The following is a 15,457-nucleotide window of genomic DNA, read 5'->3' on the forward strand; positions in this document are numbered from 1 at the left end:
CTCAGGAGGCCTGACGATGGTCGTCCTGCTCAAGCGAATCCGGAAGCCAGGAACGCAGCGAGTCGAGGGCGGGATGGCTGGGTGCGGGTGATGGGGTCGCCGGCCGGTTCGTCCGAGCACCACGACCTGCGCTGCTGCCCGACTCGCCACGCCCCCGACGTGTCTGCCGGGAGGCCTGAGGCGGCTGCTGCAGCGCGAAGGGAGGTGGCGCGATCGGGCCGCGCGGAGCCGGCGGCTGGGCAGGGAAGGCATCCAGCAACGGCTCAGAAGGCGTGAAGGCCTGTGGACCAGCCTGATCGTCCCTCGGCCAAGGGGTCCCGTCTCTGGAAAAACCAGGCTCCATGGGACTGTGGGACTGGAGTGGGGATTCCTCCTGCTCGTTGCCGAAGGTGCTGGCCACCTCCTCGACGCAGTCCTTGAGCAGTCCGCGCAGGCGGGAGAAGGGATTGCGCCGTTGTCCGGACGGCTTCTCGGAAACCGTCTCCTCTGAAGCGGGATCAGCAGGACCAGCGATGGGCTCGGTTGGCGTCTCCGGCTGGAGTTGTGTCAGGGATTCAGGCTGGGATTGAGCCTCAAGAGGAGGGAAGGCCTCCAGTTGCAGCTCCGGGGGTGGGGCCATCACCGGCGGAACGATCGGGGGAGCCAGGGGCTTCTCCGCCAGCTCCGATTGCATCGCGAAAATGGCCTGCACGTTGAAGCTGGGCAGGGGTTCGAGATCAGGTATCGGACCGAACGCTTCCGCAAGGGGGGGCAGGGGCTCGGTGGCCGAAACGACTGGCGGCTCGGGAGCTGCGGCTTCGATGCCGACGAGTTCAGAAGCAGCAGGTTCAACGGCAGCGACGTCCATGTCTTCAACCTGACCTGACTCTCCGTCGTCAACGGCTGCCGGAGGCTCCAGTTGAGGTTCAGCCTCCGGGGCCGGCTGAGCCTGCTGCTCGAGGGCTGAAGGGACCAGCCACTCGGCCGGCAGGGGGAGAGTGTCCTCGGGCGCGGGAGCGGTGAGCAACGGCTCCGTGGCAACGGAGATCGTGGCCGCCCCCGCAGGCTGGGAACCAGAACGAGCCTCGTTGGCAACGGCCTCCGGGGTAGGACGCAGCAATTGTTCGCGCCACCACAGGCGGGCGGTCTCATCGAGAGCCTGGCCCTGGATCAGGCTCTCCAGCGCTTCGACCCCATGGCGGTGGGCCCAGCGCAGGGAGTGGGCGGCGAGCAGGGCTCCATCCCGCTGCTCCAGTGCCTTGAGCAGATGCTGCGGCGAGAGCCTCGAGCTGCCATGGGACATCGGGTCAGCAGCAAGGGGGGGATGGGTGGTGGACACGGGGGGACTCAACTGAGTTTGCGATCCAACAGAGGCCGGATCAGGAGAAAGAGGCCGAGGGCGAGGGCGGCGAGCAGTCCGAGGCAGGTGAGGCCGGTGAGATCCCCGTAAGGAGCTTCCAGCACAACAGCCTGAAGGGAGAAGCTGCCGGCGTAGGCAGCGCGGATGGGTTCTATGGCGAAGGTAAGTGGATTCAGGGCCGCAAGCCAGCCCAGCCAGGTGGGCATGAAGGAAATCGGTGCCAGCGCGGTACTGGCGAACAGCAGGGGAAGGTTGGCCACGAAGATCACCGCGATCAACTCGATGTGCCCCGGCAAGGCGAAGGCCAGCCCCAGGCTGAGGGCGGTCACGGCGAACACCAGCAGCAGCAGGGTCACCAGCACCAGCAGCAGACCGGCACCTCCCGGCCAGCCGTAACCCAGCAGGGCCGCCGTGACCATGATCGCCAGGCTCTGGATCAGGCTGAGGGTGGTGATGTAGAGCACCGAGGCCAGCACGATCGAGCTGCGGGAGCGCAGGGGAGCCACCAGCAGCCGGTTGAGGAATCCGAATTCCCGATCGAACATCACCGGCAGGCCGGCGTTGAGGGCCGCACTGAAGGCGGTGAAGACGATCACCCCCGCCCCCAGGAAGCGTCCATAGCTCATGCCATCCGGCAACAGGCCCTCCGGCGCCTTGGCGAACAGCGCCCCGAACAGCACCAGCCAGATCAGTGGCTGAAGCACACCGGCCACCAGTGTGGAGGGGCGCCGGGCCAGCTGCAGGAACAGCCGGTGGGTGAGTGCCAGGGTCTCCTGGCTGAGGTCGGCGAAGGCGGAACGCCGGGCCGGAACCTGATCGGGCGGTGCGGCGTTGAGCGTCAGGGGCGAGGCGCTGGTCATGGCCGGGGGACGGGAGTAGCGGGCGGGCGGAGGATCGGGCGGGACATCACGACAGGGGAATCAGCGCATGGCCTGTTTGCGCTCGGCCTTGGGATCACGGCTGCCGACCACCTCCAGTTCGGCATCCATCAACGTACGGCCGGTGGCCTGGAGGTAGACGTCGTCGAGGCTGGGGCGGCTCTGGGAGAGGGAAAACACCGGCAGCTGAGCCTCGCTCAGTTGATGGCGCAGCTGATCGATCACGGCCTCCCCATCCACCACCAGGTTGAGGGAATGGCCCTGGGCACGGTTCACCACCACCTGGCGCACACCTGGGCAGCCCTGGAGCACCTGCTGCACCCGGGCCGACTCCGACTCATCACTGAATTCGCGCACCCTCAGGGTGACGCGATCACCGCCAAGGGCGCGTTTGAGCTCGCCGGGGCTTCCCTCGGCGATCATACGGCCCCCGTCGAGGATCGCCAGCCTGTCGGCGAGAGCATCGATCTCCTCCAGATAATGGCTGCTGAGCAGGACCGTGGTGCCGGCGTCGCGCAGCTGCCTCAGCACCTGCCAGATCACGGCGCGGCTTTCGATGTCGAGCCCCACGGTGGGTTCGTCCAGCACCAGCACCGAGGGCTGATGCAGCAGGCCGCTGGCGAGATCGAGGCGGCGACGCATGCCTCCGGAATAGGTGCCGCAGCGACGGTCGATCCATCCACCCATGCCCAGAAGCTGGATCAGTTCCTCGATCCGCTGGCGCAGGTGGGTCGGCGCCAGGTGATAGAGGGCACCCTGGAGGCGCAGCAACTCCCGGCCGGTGAGAATCTTGTCAATGGCCACGTCCTGGGCCACGTAGCCCAGGCGCTCCCGCACCTGGCGGGGCTGCTGCAGAGCATCGAGCCCAGCCACGCGAACGGCACCGGAATCCGGAGCCAGCAGGGTGCAGAGGATGCGCAGAGCCGTGGTCTTGCCGGCCCCGTTGGGTCCGAGCAGGCCATAGAGGCTGCCGGCCGGAACACGCAGGCTGAGGCCGTCGAGGGCGATGACAGACCCGTAGGTCTTGCTGATCTGATCCAGCTGGATCATGGCTTCTGGCTGCGCTGCTGACACTCCGGCCCGGCCAATGGAAGCGTGCAATCTAGAAAGCGGGGGAGGGGAGATTGAGCGCAGCCAGCAATTCGCCGGTCTGAAGGCTGAAGATCTCGGCGCCGGGAAGCCTGGCCAGCAGCAGCAGCAGGCAGATGCCGAAGAGATAGAGGATCGACCAGCGGAACAGCCCCCGGGCCGGAGCCACCTCATCGGGAGCGAGACCCAGGGTGTGGGCCATCTGCAGAAGCCGGGCGTTGAAGGGAATCACGAGAAGGCCGTAGAGCCAGCCGCCGGTGGGCAGTGCCAGCACCCCCAGCAGGCTCACCAGCACGGTGGCACGGGCGTAGTGGCCGATCGCCTCGGCGGTCACCTCGGTTCCTTTGACCACAGGCAGCATCGGAATACCGACCGAGCGGTAGTCCTCCTTGAGCAGCAGGGCCAGAGCCCAGAAATGGGCGGGAGTCCAGAGCATCACCAGGCCGAACAGCCACCAGCCGCCCAGGCCCACATGGCCCGTGGCCGCGGCGGCACCCACCAGGGGAGGGATCGCTCCGGCCACGCCCCCGATGACGATGTTCTGGGTGGTGCGGGGCTTGAGCAGGGCTGTGTAGAGCAACACGTAGCTGCAGAGGCCCAGCAGGGAAAGCGCGGCAGCGAGGCAGTTCACACCGCTCACCAGCAGCAGGGCAGCCGCGCAGGTGAGCGAGACCGCCACAGCGAAGGCGTTGCCGGCCGACAACCGACCTGAGGGAAGGGCGCGGCCGCTGGTGCGCACCATGCGCCCATCGAGCTCCTGCTCCCAGAGGCAGTTGAGCACTCCGGCGGCCGCGGAGGCCAGGGCTCCACCGCCGAGGGTGCAGGCCAGGCGAGGCGCCGTCATCGGCCAGCCTTCGGAGAGGGCCATACCCCCGAGGGTGGTGGCCAGAAGCAGGGGAATGAGCCTGGGTTTGGCGATTTCAAGCCAGGGGGGCAGCCTCACCTTGGAGCGGGAAGGAACCACCTGGTCGCGGCTGCTGAGCTGAGGGCTGAGGCTGGTGGCGCTAACCATGGCAGGACTCGAGGCGGGGGGTCTGGGGCTGGACGACGGCGATCGCTGCGGAAACGGGGATCGGCCGATGGCGCATGGCCAGGGCACTCAGCACGGCCACCAGAAGGGCCGCCGTGAGCTGATGGGCCACGGTGACCAGGGGCACCGCGAGGGAGAGGCGCAGGGTGAGCACGCCGAGGGCGATCTGCAGGGCCACCAACAGCAGAGCCCCGAGGGCATAGGGACCTTGACGGCCCCATGTCTCACGCACCAGGAGATGGGCAGCCGCCAGCACCACGACCGCCGCGGCCACGGGCGCGGCCAGCTGACGATGCAAGGCCAGCCAGCTGCAGGCCACCCCCGACGTCAGACAGCGTCCCGAGGCCCACTGGGTGGCCATCAGGGCACCGCTCACCGCCTGGACGAGCACCGCCAGGGCGGCGACGGCGCTGGCCAGCCACCAGCCGTGGCGCCGCAGCCCCGTCAGAGGAGAAACAGCCGGAGGGGATGTGGTGGTGATCGGCTGTCGTTCGGGTTCGACCAGCCCTTGGTGGATGGCGCTCACCAGGGCCACCAGCACCAGGGCGGTGAAGAGGTGGGCCGTGACCACGTCGAACCGGAGCAGCTGGGTGACCGTCAGGGCACCGAGCAACCCCTGAACGGCGACCAGGACAAGGGCGGCGGCGCTGGCAGCGATCAGCCAGAGCGGACGGCGGCCGGGGGGGCGCCGGAGCACCGCCAGCTGAAGGGCCAGCAGCGCCAGACCGACGAGGAAGGCATCCAGCCGGTGGAACCACTCCAGAAACACCTGGAGATTCATCTGTCGACCCGGCAGAAAGGTGCCGTAGCAGAGGGGCCAGTCGGGGCAGGCCAGCCCGGCTTCCATGACCCTGGTGGCGCCGCCGATGCCCACCAGCGCGATCAGGGCCACCACCAGATGGGAGGTCAGGAGAGTGGTGAGGCGGGCGGATTGCATGGGGGAAAGCTAGCGATCACGGTCGGTGTTGCTGTTCGGTTGTGGGGAAGCACGCACGTGTCCGGGCAGGGCCCATCCGCAACGACTCGCCATCATGTGCTGAGTTCCGCACAGGCTTTCGCAGCACACCGAGAGCTTGCGGGCGACTGCGAGCGCTGTGCCGGCGATCCCCATATGGTGGAGAGAGCTTTGTGCCAGTCGTGCCGATCCCGTCTGCCGTTCTCAGCCTCGTCGTGGGAATGGCCCTTGTGCTCAGTGGCCTCTGGATTGGCCAGAATGTCGAGCTGCTGCCGGTGGCGGCAAGCCTGAATGCTCCGATCTACGACCAACTCTTCAAGGTTCTCTTCAGCATTGGCAGCATCCTTTTCATCGGTATTTTTGGCCTGCTGGTGTTCAGTCTGATCCGTTTTCGCCGCCGTGAAGGTGAATCCGGCGACGGAGTGGCTGTGGAAGGAAATCTGCAGCTGGAAATCTTCTGGACCGCCATTCCGGCGGTTGTCGTGCTGTTCGTCGGCATCTACAGCTACGACATCTATGACCGCATGGGCGGAATGGTTCCCCTCAGCGACCCCCACGCCATGCATGGCTCGATGATCACGTCGCAAGAGACCGACGGCAGCGGCAATGCCGTGATCCAGGCCTCGGTGCTGGGCACTCCTCCCGAGCCATCCGCTCGGATCTGGGGTGGGATCGGGTCCGCCCAGGCCTCAGCCGGTGCCCCTCTCCCCGTGGAAGTCACCGCACTCCAGTTCGCCTTCCTCTTCCACTACCCCCAGGGGGACATCACCAGCGGAGAGCTGCATGTTCAGAAGGGCCAGCCGGTTGAGCTGCGCATGGAGGCACGGGATGTGATCCATGCCTTCTGGGTGCCTGAATTTCGACTCAAGCAGGACGTCATCCCCGGACAGCCCACCCTGCTGACCTTCACTCCGACCAGGGCCGGCAGCTATCCGATCATCTGCGCCGAGCTCTGCGGCCCATATCACGGCGGCATGCGCTCGACTGTCGTGGTGCATGAACCCGATGAGTTCGCCACCTGGTTCGAGAAGAACAACACCGCCACCGTGGCCACAGCCCCCAGCGCCAGCTCCACAGGCTGATCGGAGCCGCATCGCTCGCTGGGCGGGACCGTGAGAGCCCCCAGCGTCAGCGTCCGGAAATCCTGCTTCTGACCCGTCACCCACCGCCACGCCGCTCGCCACCATGACCATCACCCTCCCGCCGCAGACCAGTTCGTCGCCGCCTGGGCTTCAGCCCCAGGGTTGGCTCCGTTACCTCAGCTTCAGTCTTGATCACAAGGTGATCGGCCTGCAGTACATGGTGGCCGGCTTTTTCTTCTATCTGGTCGGCGGAGCGCTGGCTGGAATGATCCGGGCTGAGCTGGTGAGCCCGATCTCGGATTTCCTCAGCCGGGAGGTCTACAACGAGGTGCTGACCCTCCATGGCACCGTGATGATCTTTCTCTGGATCGTGCCGGTGGTGAACGGAGCCTTCGGGAACTACCTGATTCCGTTTTATGTCGGTGCCCGTGACATGGCTTTTCCACGGCTCAATGCCGTGGCCTTCTGGCTGATCCCTCCGGCCGGATTCCTGCTGATCGCCAGTTACTTCATCGCCGGTGCCGCTCAGTCCGGCTGGACGGCCTACCCACCGTTGAGCCTGACCACGCCGGCGGCGGGTCAGGTGGTCTGGATTCTGAGTGTGCTGCTCCTCGGGGGCAGTTCCATCTTCGGTGGCATCAATTTCATCGCCACGATTCTGAAGATGCGTCGGCCGGGCCTCAAGATGATGCAGCTGCCGATGTACTGCTGGGCGATGCTGGGCACCAGCATCCTGGTGGTGCTCTCGACCCCTGTGCTGGCGGGCACGCTGGTGCTGCTCAGCTTCGACATCATTGCCCACACCGGCTTCTTCAACCCTGCCCTGGGCGGCAACGCGGTGGTGTATCAGCACTTGTTCTGGTTTTACTCACACCCAGCCGTTTACATCATGGTCTTGCCGGCCTTCGGCCTGGTGAGCGAGATCCTGCCGGTGCATGCCCGCAAACCTCTGTTCGGCTACACCACCATGGTGTATTCGATTCTGGGCATTGTTTTTCTGGGTTTGATCGTCTGGGCGCACCACATGTTCACCAGCGCCACACCCCCCTGGATGCGCCTGTTCTTCACGATCGCCACGGCCTTCATTGCGGTACCCACCGGCATCAAGTTCTTCAACTGGCTGGCCACGCTCTGGGGGGGAAAGATTGCCCTGAACAGCGCCATGCTGTTTTCCTGTGCCTTCATCGTCCACTTTGTCTTCGGGGGCATCACCGGAGTGGCCCTTGCCCAGGTCCCCTTCGACATCCACGTTCACGATACCTATTTTGTGGTAGGCCATTTCCACTACGTGGTCTACGGCGGCACCGTCTTCGTCATCTTCGGCTCGATCTACCACTGGTTCCCTAAATTCACCGGCCGGATGTTGAATGAGGATCTCGGCAGGTTCCACTTCCTCATCACCTTCATCGGCTTCAACCTCTGCTTCGCCCCCCAGCACTGGCTTGGTCTCAATGGCATGCCCCGCCGGGTGGCCGAGTATGACCCCCAGTTCACTCTGGTGAATCAGATCAGCAGCGTCGGTGCCCTGCTGATGGCGCTCAGCACCCTGCCCTTCCTGATCAACGTGTTCTGGAGTGCCTTTTCGGGGCGTGTCGCCGGAGACAACCCCTGGAACGCCCTCACGCCGGAGTGGCTTACCACCTCTCCGCCGCCGGTGGAGAACTGGGCCGGTGAAGCTCCCCTGGTGACCCACCCCTATGGCTACGGAGTTCCTCCTGGCCGGATCGATCTCGGGGCGGCCACCGGCCGCGAGATCTGGTCCAGCGGTCAATGACCGGGGACAGCTCCGGCCGTCGCGATGACTGCCGGGCCAGCCCCATTCCCAGCCGTCCCTGATTTCCTCCTTCATCGCCAGGAGCCGCCATGACAGCTTTCTCCCCCAGCTCGGATCAATCCCCCTCCGACACCCTCGCCCCGCCTCTGTCCGAGGGATCGGCGCTCGTGCCCCACGCTGCGGCCGAGGAGGGCCATCCCGATCACCGCATGTTCGGCCTGGCCACCTTCCTGGTGGCCGACGGCATGACCTTTGCCGGCTTCTTCGCCGCCTACCTGACCTTCAGGGCCGTGAATCCCCTTCCGGCAGGTGCGGTCTACGAGCTGGAGCTGATCCTGCCCACGATCAACACCGTGCTGCTGGTGCTGAGCAGCTTCACCTTTCATCGCGCCGCCAGGGAGCTGCGCCAGGATCAGCTCGGGGCCTGCCGCCTCTGGCTGCTGATCACCGCCGGCCTGGGCCTGGCCTTCCTGGGTGGCCAGATGGTGGAGTACTTCTCCCTGCCCTTCGGGCTCACCGACAATCTCTACGCCAGCACCTTCTATGCGCTGACGGGATTCCACGGGCTGCACGTGACGCTGGGGGCTCTGATGATCCTGATCGTCTGGTGGCAGGCCCGCACCCCTGGGCGATTCACCGCCGATCATCACTTCGGGGTCGAAGCCGCCGAGCTCTACTGGCACTTCGTCGATGGAATCTGGTTGATTCTCTACGGGATTCTCTACCTGCTCTGAACAGAGGAGCCTTGCCGAATCTGCATCCTCATGGCCAGAATCGTGGACAGGACTGTCACAACCATGTCGAATGTCATGCCCTCGCTCGGCAGAACCATGCTCCAGGGCAAGGAGTTGCTTGACAAGGCACGCTCCCTGAGCAATTGCTCGGAAGATGAAATCGCCCGGGGCTGCGGCTATGTGAGCCCGGGGGGGCGGCTGCTGAAAAAGAGTTTCTACAGGGCTCTGGTGGAAGCCAAGGGCTACAAGCTTGGAGGAGCCGCGACCAGCTCCGGAGTGAGCAAGGGGCGCCAGGCTGAGTTCCGCACCCGCGTGCATGGCAACGGCAACCTGCTCATCGGCCATGCCTACACACGGCGCATGGGTCTGGAGCCCGGCCAGGAGTTCCACATCCAGATCCACCACGAAACAGGCTCGATCTGGCTTCTGCCCGTCGAAGACACCAGCGGTTCAGGCGAACCGGAGACGGGCGGCGGTGAGTCCGATGCCTCTCCAGCCAGCGCTCCTCCGTCGGCGCCGCATCCCTGACACGCGTGGCGGCTGCCGGACTCGCCTTCAGTCCTCATCGGGATGGAAGCTGGCGCCGAAGGCGAGCAGGTCGACACCGCTGAACAGGAAGCTCACCCCCACCAGGATCCCCAGCACCGAGAGCTGCCCCGCCAGTTTCATCGAGAGGATCAGAATCCCCAGCACCAGGGTGACCAGGCCGTTGAGCAATCCCCAGGCCCAGCCGGGCGCACCCCGGTGGCTGATCGCCACCAGTGCCGCCACCAGACCTTCCACAAGAAACACCACCCCCACGGCCAGCGACAGGGCCGCCACCTGATCGGCCACCTGCAGCGGACCGCCGCGGAACTGGGAGATCATCCAGCCGCCGGTCACCAGGAACAGAGTCGAGACCACCAGGCGCCAGAAGGTGTGACGACGGCTGAGCTGACGGGCCCTGACCAGGTTGTCGATCCAGCCCACAAGCCCCCCCACCAGGAAGGCCAGGGCCACCATCGCCGTGATCCAGAAGGAGGCCACCACCGGGAACACCAGCGCCAGAACCCCCAGCACCAGCATCAGCACGCCTTCGGCGATGGTGAAGGTGCGAAGAGCAGCCACCTGGTGCCGCTCGAGAGGACGCAGAGGCGGAAGCGGCGACGTCATGGTGGGCCATTCAGGGGCTGGGGCGATCAGATTACGGCGACACTTCAGCCCCAGCCGTGCTCCGCCAGCCAGGCCCGATCGAGCCGGGGACCTGACACCCGAGGGGACGGCTCCTGCTGCAGCAGACGTTCGGTGTACTTCGCCAGCAGATCCGCCTCCAGGTTGACCCGATCGCCCACCTTCCGCTCCAGCAGCGTGGTGCTCACCCAGGTGTGGGGGATCACGGCGATCCAGAAGCGGTCCCCGGCCGGGCTGCTGCCCGCCACCGTGAGGCTGATGCCGTCAACGGCCACACTGGCCTTGTCGCAGACATAGCGGCCATAGGCGGGATCCTCCCAGGCCAGTTCCAGCCGCCAGGAGCCCGCCTCCTGAGCCACCGCCAGCACCTCACCAAGGCCATCGACGTGGCCGCTGACCAGGTGCCCCCCCAGACGATCCGAAAGCCGCAGCGCCGGCTCGAGATTCACGGCCGCACCGGCTTCGGCCTTGGCGGCCAGGGTGCTGCGCCGCAGCGTCTCCTCACTGACATCGGCGCGGAAGGCATCCGCCATCAGCGCACTGACCGTGAGGCAGACCCCATCAACCGCCACGCTGTCGCCGAGGGCCAGGGGATCCAGGCCGCTCAGTCCCTCGACGGTGACGCCGTGGACATGGCGCCGCAGACGGCCCACCGCCTGAACCAGACCGGTAAACATGGAGGGCTGCGGCGCTGCTGGCCATAATCGGATAAAGGGCCAGCGCTTCAGGACCATGGTGGAGATGCGCGTTGCCGGAATCGCCCTGGATGCGGCCAGCCGCAGCCCGATCGTGCTGCTCCGGGATCCCTCCGGACGCCGCCAGGTGCCGATCTGGATCGACCAGGCCCAGGCCCAGAACATCCTTGCGGGCCTGGGTGGAACGACCCCGCCCCGCCCCCTCAGCCACGACCTGATGGCCGCCCTGATGGCGGTGGGAGGAGTCAGCCTCGAGAAGGTGATCATCCACTCGATCGAGGACGCCAACTTCCGGGCCGTGCTCAAGCTCACTGATTCCGATGGCGAGGCCAGCGAACTCGACTGCCGGCCCAGCGATGCCATCGCCCTGGCTCTGCGCACCGGCAGCGGCATCTGGATGCTGGAGGAGGTGGTGGCCGATGCCTCGATCCCTGTGGATTCCGAAGCCGATGCCGAGGAGAAAGCCGATTTCCGCCGCTTTCTCGACCAGGTGAGCCCCGCCGAGCTGATCCGCAACCTCGGCAGGGCCCAGCGTCAGGACAGCCCTGAGGGCGGTGACGACGAGTCAGGCCCGGATGATGCGGGCGACAGTCCCGCCAACGGACCGATGGATGAACCACCAGCCCCCTCCTCCAGCAACGCCTGAGGTCGTTGGGGCGTCCGAGCGTCGCCCGTTCGGCACGGGCCCCGAGGTCTCCCTGTTCAGCCTGGGGACGATGCGGGCCCTCGGCAGCCCCGAGCAGATGCTGGAGGTGCTCGAGGCAGCACTGGATGCGGGCATCAACCACGTCGAGACGGCCCCCTCCTACGGTCCAGCCGAGGCCTACCTGGGTCAGGCCCTGGCCCGGATCGGTGCCCGCCGCCCCCGGGACCACGCCGATCTGGTGCTCACCAGCAAGATCCTTCCCGGTGCCTCCCTCGAGATCGGCCAGACCCAGCTGCTCGCGAGTCTGGAGCGGCTGGGGACAGGCCGCCTCGACAACCTCGCGGTGCATGGACTCAACAGGCCCGAGCACCTGGACTGGGCCCTTCATGGGGCAGGGGCCAGGCTGCTGGAGTGGGTCCTGGCACAGGGGCTCGTTGGTCAGGTTGGTTTCAGCAGCCATGGTTCCACTCCCCTGATCGAGCAGGCCCTGGCCAGCGGGCGGTTCAGCTTCTGCAGTCTTCACCTCCATCTCTTCGATCAGGAGAGGCTGCCGCTGGCCCGGCGGGCCCTGGCCGGGGGGCTGGGAGTCCTGGCCATTTCACCGGCTGACAAAGGAGGTCGCCTCTACGACCCACCGGCGCAACTGACCGCCGACTGCGCACCCCTGGAGCCCCTGCGGCTGGCCTACCGGTTCCTGCTGGCCCAGGGAATCAGCAGCCTCACTCTCGGGGCCGAACGACGGCAGGATCTGGAACTCGCCGCACAGCTCAGGGCCGCTGCCGGCCCCCTGGACAACCAGGAACTCCTTGCCCTCGGACGCCTGGAGGCCAGCGGCCGTGCCCGCCTGGGCGCCGAGCGCTGCGGCCAGTGCCGGGCCTGCCTGCCCTGTCCGAGCGGCGTACCGATCCCCGAGCTGCTGCGGCTGCGCAATCTGGCCCTGGGCCATGGAATGGAGACCTTCGCCCGGGAGCGTTACAACCTGATCGGCAGGGCTGGCCACTGGTGGGAAGCGCTCGATGCCCGTGCCTGTCGATCCTGCGCCGCCTGTCTGCCCCGCTGTCCCCATGGGCTGGAGATCCCCGTCCTGCTGGCTGACACCCATCGGCGCCTGGCGGCGGCCCCACGGCGCCGGCTCTGGGGCTAGGGCAGGGAGGAGCCGCTCCGGTCCCAGAGCGACTGCAGCTGGCGACGCTGGTCCTCCGCCAGCGGCGGCAGGGAGGTGCAGCGCGCCAGCACGGCTGGCGGCGGATAGAGCAGGGCGGCCACCGCGGGTGGCCAGCTGGAGAGGGCCTCAGCCAGGAGCTCCCGGCGCAGAGGCGGCACCCAGCCGGCTGCCAGCAGGCGGCTGAGCAGGGGCTTCTCGCGGGCCTCCAGCAACCATCTCAGCGGCGGGACGTCCCGGGTCTGGGACGGGCGCAGCAGCAGGTTCCACCAGAGAGCTGACCCGCTGGCGGGCAGCAGGGCGGTCAGGCGGGTGTCGCTGCGCAGCAGCGGCAGGACCCTCTGGCTGGGGAGCACGGCGGCCTCCACCCGGCCGGAGAGCAACAGGTTGAGGCCATCGCGGTCGTCGAAGGCGGCGGCCTGGCCGCGCAGACGGCTGAGCTGAGCGCCCAGGCGGGGGTCCCCGAAGCTGGCGGGATCGCCCGGAGGCAACCCCAGCTGGCGCAGGCCCAGATCCATCACCAGCCGGGGTGAGGAAGGCAGCAGCAGCTCTCCCCGCAGGCTGGGATCCAGCATCAGTGACCAGCCCTCGGCCGCCCGGGCCACCAGGTCACGGCGGTTGCGCAGCACCAGCAACCAGGTGCCGAAGGCCCAGGGATAGGCGAGGGCCGGGGCCGGCTCAGGGCGAAACAGGCGAGTGAGCGGCTGGGCCTCGGGCGCCAGCCCCTCCCACAGCTCAGCGGCTGCAGGGGAGGCCGCCGACACGAACGGCTGCCAGGCCGTGGCCTCGCTCGCATCCAGCCAGCCGTCCCCCAGCTGGACCAGGGCAGCAGAGCGGGCCGACAGCACCGCTGCGGGGTCATCCACGGGCATGGCCCGCCAGGGATCGGGCAGGCGCTTCGCCCAGGCAGCGGGCAACTCTCCGCGCCCGTAGACCAGCTGCACCGCTGAACCCCTGCTGCAGCCCCCCAGCAGGCCCAGGCCTGCCAGGGCGGAGAGCTGCAGCAGCCTGCGGCGGCTCATGGAGCAGCTGAGGGGGCGGGGATCGGCCTGCATGGCTGGACCCTAGGAGGCGATCAGGAGCCCTCCCGCATCCGCTCCATGGCCTGATCACAGGCGGCAGCCAACGCCCCGGTGGAGCGGCCGCTCAGCTCCCAGAGCAGGGCGAGACCGCCAGCCCCCACCCCTTCCTTGACGTAGCCCCGCTCGTAGTCGCGCAGGGCGGCACTGCGGCAGTGATCAAAGCGGAGGGAGCTGGCAAAGGCCATCGGCTTCACTCCCCAGCGCTCCCCGAGGCGTTCCAGCAGCAGGCTCAGGTCGCTGCCGGGTTCCTCGGCCACCCAGGCGGTGGTGGCGAGGGCCCCGTGTTCCGCCAGACAGGTGCGCTGGTGGGCCGGCGCCAGGGCCAGAGCCAGGGCCAGCACGGCGGCCATCTGGCTGCCACCGGCCAGCAGCACCGGCACCCGCCGGCCTGCGGCCCCCAGCAGCACCCCCGCCGCCAGCGCCTGCATCGGGTCCCCCACGGCCGCCAGCACCGCCACGGGATCCAGGGCCAGGGATGGACCTGGACCCGTTGCAGCCGCCACTGCCGCCAGCCCCCGAGCCGTGAGCTCGCTCTTGAGTGCATGGGCCGGCAGACGCAGACTGCCGCTCACCAGGCCCGCAGCCTCCACCCCAAGGCCGGTGAGCACCGCCTGGGCCGTGCTGGTGCCCCCAGGCACGCATTCGGCGATCAACACGGGGGGAGGCTCACCGGTCGCGCTGTCGTGGCGCGCCGCAGCCCAGCGGGCAGCCCAGCGCTGGCCCAGGCGCAACAGCCGCTCCACCCGTTGCCGAGGCATCGCCGCACCGCTGCTGAGGCAGCGGGCCGGTGTGCCGCCCAGGCGCAGATGGGGCACCTCCGGGGCCACTGCGCAGCCCAGGTCGGCCACCAGGGGCGCCAGGGCCAGCTCCCTGCAGACCACATGGGAAATCAGGGCCGGGCTGACCCCGGCAGGCAGCGGCGGCAGGGCATGGGGGCGCTGCCCTGACGGACCGAGCAGGAGCAGCTCGGCGTCGGCTGCGGCGGTGCCCAGCCGCACCTCAGGGGTGGCTCCGGCCGCGGAGATTCCCGGCACCGCCGCAGTGTCGGTCCCGGCGAGCAGCACCAGCACCTGACTGGCGGGCCAGTCGCGCGCCAGGCGTTCGCACCAGCGTCGGGCCTGGTCGGGGTCACCGCAGAGGCTGATCAAGGGGAATCAGAGGGGATCGAGCGCCACCAGGGAACGCAACAGAGGCGGCGGTTCACTGATCGGGGCCTGCAGCCGGGGAAAGATCCAGTACGCCACAGCATGCAGGGCGAGAACGTAGATCAGGTTCTGCACCAGCACCAGCACCAGAGCCATCAGCTGCACCTGCAGCAGGTCAGGGCCGACTCCAAGGTTGAGCACTGAGCTGAGTCGCTCGAGGACGCCGGCGGCGGCGGCGGTGATCAGCACCCAGAGATTCTCCCCCAGCAGCACGGAGAGCACGGCGACCCGCACCAGAAAGCCGGCACTGCCGATCAGCAGGCCCACGCCCCAGGTGAGCCACCAGCTGCGGCGTGCACCCCAGCCCCAGCCCAGCCACAGGGCCAGCAGTCCGTAGGGGAACAGCACCAGGGGGCCCCGGATCGGGCCCATCAGCGCCACCAGCAGCAGAGACGCCACCACCGCCCCCTCCCAGCCGGGCCTCCAGCCCTGACGCACCTGGAGCAGGGCCAGAGGCAGGGGCAGGGCGAGGCGGAACAGGGCTCCGCCCACGGGCAGGTAGTAGAGCCCTGCCCAGAGCAGGGCGGTGGCGGAGGCCAGATAGGCGGTTTCCACCAGCTGACGGGCCTGGCGGCGGCTGAGGCTGGTGTTGGGAGACGACGGAGGCACCACAGCG

16 protein-coding genes are annotated in these 15,457 nt (G+C 67.8%); 6 read left to right on the forward strand and 10 right to left on the reverse strand.

Annotated elements, in window-relative coordinates; genetic code table 11:
- Position 1: 1 nt before the first annotated feature.
- The 5 genes from I1E95_RS03310 to I1E95_RS03330 are packed head-to-tail and all read right to left on the reverse strand — an operon-like array spanning position 2 to position 5,273.
- Positions 2-1,318, reverse strand: a complete 1,317-nt coding sequence (locus tag I1E95_RS03310) for a hypothetical protein (RefSeq protein ID WP_197165439.1) — start codon at positions 1,316-1,318, stop codon at positions 2-4.
- Positions 1,319-1,326: 8 nt separating this feature from the next.
- The gene (locus I1E95_RS03315) at positions 1,327-2,199 is read right to left on the reverse strand and encodes an ABC transporter permease (protein ID WP_197165440.1); all 873 of its coding nucleotides are present in this window, start codon (positions 2,197-2,199) and stop codon (positions 1,327-1,329) included.
- Positions 2,200-2,259: 60 nt separating this feature from the next.
- Positions 2,260-3,267 carry an ATP-binding cassette domain-containing protein gene (locus I1E95_RS03320; protein WP_197165442.1) on the reverse strand — a complete coding sequence of 336 codons (1,008 nt, stop codon included), beginning with the start codon at positions 3,265-3,267 and terminating at the stop codon, positions 2,260-2,262.
- 52 nt (positions 3,268-3,319) lie between these two features.
- Positions 3,320-4,318 (reverse strand): heme o synthase, encoded by a 999-nt coding sequence (locus tag I1E95_RS03325; protein ID WP_197165444.1) that lies wholly within the window; start codon positions 4,316-4,318, stop codon positions 3,320-3,322.
- Positions 4,311-5,273, reverse strand: coding sequence for a heme A synthase (locus I1E95_RS03330; protein WP_197165446.1), 963 nt, complete (start codon positions 5,271-5,273; stop codon positions 4,311-4,313). Before I1E95_RS03330 ends, I1E95_RS03325 begins: the two co-directional genes overlap by 8 nt.
- 200 nt (positions 5,274-5,473) lie before the next feature.
- Between I1E95_RS03330 and I1E95_RS03335 the strand changes: the two genes are divergently transcribed.
- The 4 genes from I1E95_RS03335 to I1E95_RS03350 all read left to right on the forward strand — a co-directional run bounded on the left by I1E95_RS03335 (position 5,474) and on the right by I1E95_RS03350 (position 9,409).
- Positions 5,474-6,373, forward strand: coding sequence for a cytochrome c oxidase subunit II (locus I1E95_RS03335; RefSeq protein WP_197165448.1), 900 nt, complete (start codon positions 5,474-5,476; stop codon positions 6,371-6,373).
- A gap of 103 nt (positions 6,374-6,476) precedes the next feature.
- Entirely contained in the window at positions 6,477-8,147 is a 1,671-nt protein-coding gene (gene ctaD / locus I1E95_RS03340; RefSeq protein WP_197165450.1) for a cytochrome c oxidase subunit I, read from the forward strand.
- Between the two features lie 209 nt (positions 8,148-8,356).
- Positions 8,357-8,881, forward strand: a complete 525-nt coding sequence (locus I1E95_RS03345) for a cytochrome c oxidase subunit 3 (RefSeq protein ID WP_231595032.1) — start codon at positions 8,357-8,359, stop codon at positions 8,879-8,881.
- 96 nt (positions 8,882-8,977) lie between these two features.
- Entirely contained in the window at positions 8,978-9,409 is a 432-nt protein-coding gene (locus tag I1E95_RS03350) for an AbrB family transcriptional regulator (RefSeq protein WP_197167057.1), read from the forward strand.
- Positions 9,410-9,436: 27 nt separating this feature from the next.
- Here the strand turns inward: I1E95_RS03350 and I1E95_RS03355 are convergent, their stop codons facing one another.
- Both I1E95_RS03355 and I1E95_RS03360 read right to left on the reverse strand, forming a co-directional pair.
- On the reverse strand, positions 9,437-10,033 hold the full coding sequence (locus I1E95_RS03355) for an HdeD family acid-resistance protein (protein WP_197165452.1): 597 nt from the start codon (positions 10,031-10,033) through the stop codon (positions 9,437-9,439).
- A 44-nt stretch (positions 10,034-10,077) separates the two neighbouring features.
- Positions 10,078-10,728, reverse strand: coding sequence for a riboflavin synthase (locus I1E95_RS03360; protein ID WP_197165454.1), 651 nt, complete (start codon positions 10,726-10,728; stop codon positions 10,078-10,080).
- Between the two features lie 55 nt (positions 10,729-10,783).
- On the opposite strand from I1E95_RS03360, the gene I1E95_RS03365 reads away from it, so the two are divergent.
- Together I1E95_RS03365 and I1E95_RS03370 are read left to right on the forward strand one after the other, a co-directional pair.
- Positions 10,784-11,392 (forward strand): bifunctional nuclease family protein, encoded by a 609-nt coding sequence (locus tag I1E95_RS03365; protein ID WP_197165456.1) that lies wholly within the window; start codon positions 10,784-10,786, stop codon positions 11,390-11,392.
- Positions 11,358-12,536, forward strand: a complete 1,179-nt coding sequence (locus tag I1E95_RS03370) for an aldo/keto reductase (RefSeq protein WP_197165458.1) — start codon at positions 11,358-11,360, stop codon at positions 12,534-12,536. Before I1E95_RS03365 ends, I1E95_RS03370 begins: the two co-directional genes overlap by 35 nt.
- Here I1E95_RS03370 and I1E95_RS03375 read toward each other — a convergent pair.
- The 3 genes from I1E95_RS03375 to I1E95_RS03385 are packed head-to-tail and all read right to left on the reverse strand — an operon-like array spanning position 12,533 to position 15,450.
- Positions 12,533-13,609, reverse strand: a complete 1,077-nt coding sequence (locus I1E95_RS03375) for a hypothetical protein (protein WP_197165460.1) — start codon at positions 13,607-13,609, stop codon at positions 12,533-12,535. The genes I1E95_RS03370 and I1E95_RS03375 overlap by 4 nt on opposite strands.
- A 20-nt stretch (positions 13,610-13,629) precedes the next feature.
- Entirely contained in the window at positions 13,630-14,784 is a 1,155-nt protein-coding gene (locus tag I1E95_RS03380; protein ID WP_197165462.1) for a nicotinate-nucleotide--dimethylbenzimidazole phosphoribosyltransferase, read from the reverse strand.
- 6 nt (positions 14,785-14,790) lie between these two features.
- Positions 14,791-15,450, reverse strand: a complete 660-nt coding sequence (locus tag I1E95_RS03385) for a DUF2232 domain-containing protein (RefSeq protein ID WP_197165464.1) — start codon at positions 15,448-15,450, stop codon at positions 14,791-14,793.
- Positions 15,451-15,457 lie beyond the last annotated feature (7 nt).

This window comes from Synechococcus sp. CBW1107, from assembly GCF_015841355.1.
Taxonomy (GTDB): Bacteria; Cyanobacteriota; Cyanobacteriia; order PCC-6307; family Cyanobiaceae; genus Regnicoccus_A.

Coding starts and splice junctions, on each gene's coding strand:
- I1E95_RS03345 (WP_231595032.1), top strand. CDS start 8,357: ATGTTCGGCCTGGCCACCTTCCTGGTGGCCGACGGCATGACCTTTGCC.
- I1E95_RS03350 (WP_197167057.1), top strand. CDS start 8,978: ATGCTCCAGGGCAAGGAGTTGCTTGACAAGGCACGCTCCCTGAGCAAT.
- I1E95_RS03365 (WP_197165456.1), top strand. CDS start 10,784: ATGGTGGAGATGCGCGTTGCCGGAATCGCCCTGGATGCGGCCAGCCGC.
- I1E95_RS03360 (WP_197165454.1), bottom strand. CDS start 10,728: ATGTTTACCGGTCTGGTTCAGGCGGTGGGCCGTCTGCGGCGCCATGTC.
- I1E95_RS03370 (WP_197165458.1), top strand. CDS start 11,358: ATGAACCACCAGCCCCCTCCTCCAGCAACGCCTGAGGTCGTTGGGGCG.
- I1E95_RS03325 (WP_197165444.1), bottom strand. CDS start 4,318: ATGGTTAGCGCCACCAGCCTCAGCCCTCAGCTCAGCAGCCGCGACCAG.
- I1E95_RS03330 (WP_197165446.1), bottom strand. CDS start 5,273: ATGCAATCCGCCCGCCTCACCACTCTCCTGACCTCCCATCTGGTGGTG.
- I1E95_RS03355 (WP_197165452.1), bottom strand. CDS start 10,033: ATGACGTCGCCGCTTCCGCCTCTGCGTCCTCTCGAGCGGCACCAGGTG.
- I1E95_RS03375 (WP_197165460.1), bottom strand. CDS start 13,609: ATGCAGGCCGATCCCCGCCCCCTCAGCTGCTCCATGAGCCGCCGCAGG.
- I1E95_RS03320 (WP_197165442.1), bottom strand. CDS start 3,267: ATGATCCAGCTGGATCAGATCAGCAAGACCTACGGGTCTGTCATCGCC.
- I1E95_RS03315 (WP_197165440.1), bottom strand. CDS start 2,199: ATGACCAGCGCCTCGCCCCTGACGCTCAACGCCGCACCGCCCGATCAG.
- ctaD (WP_197165450.1), top strand. CDS start 6,477: ATGACCATCACCCTCCCGCCGCAGACCAGTTCGTCGCCGCCTGGGCTT.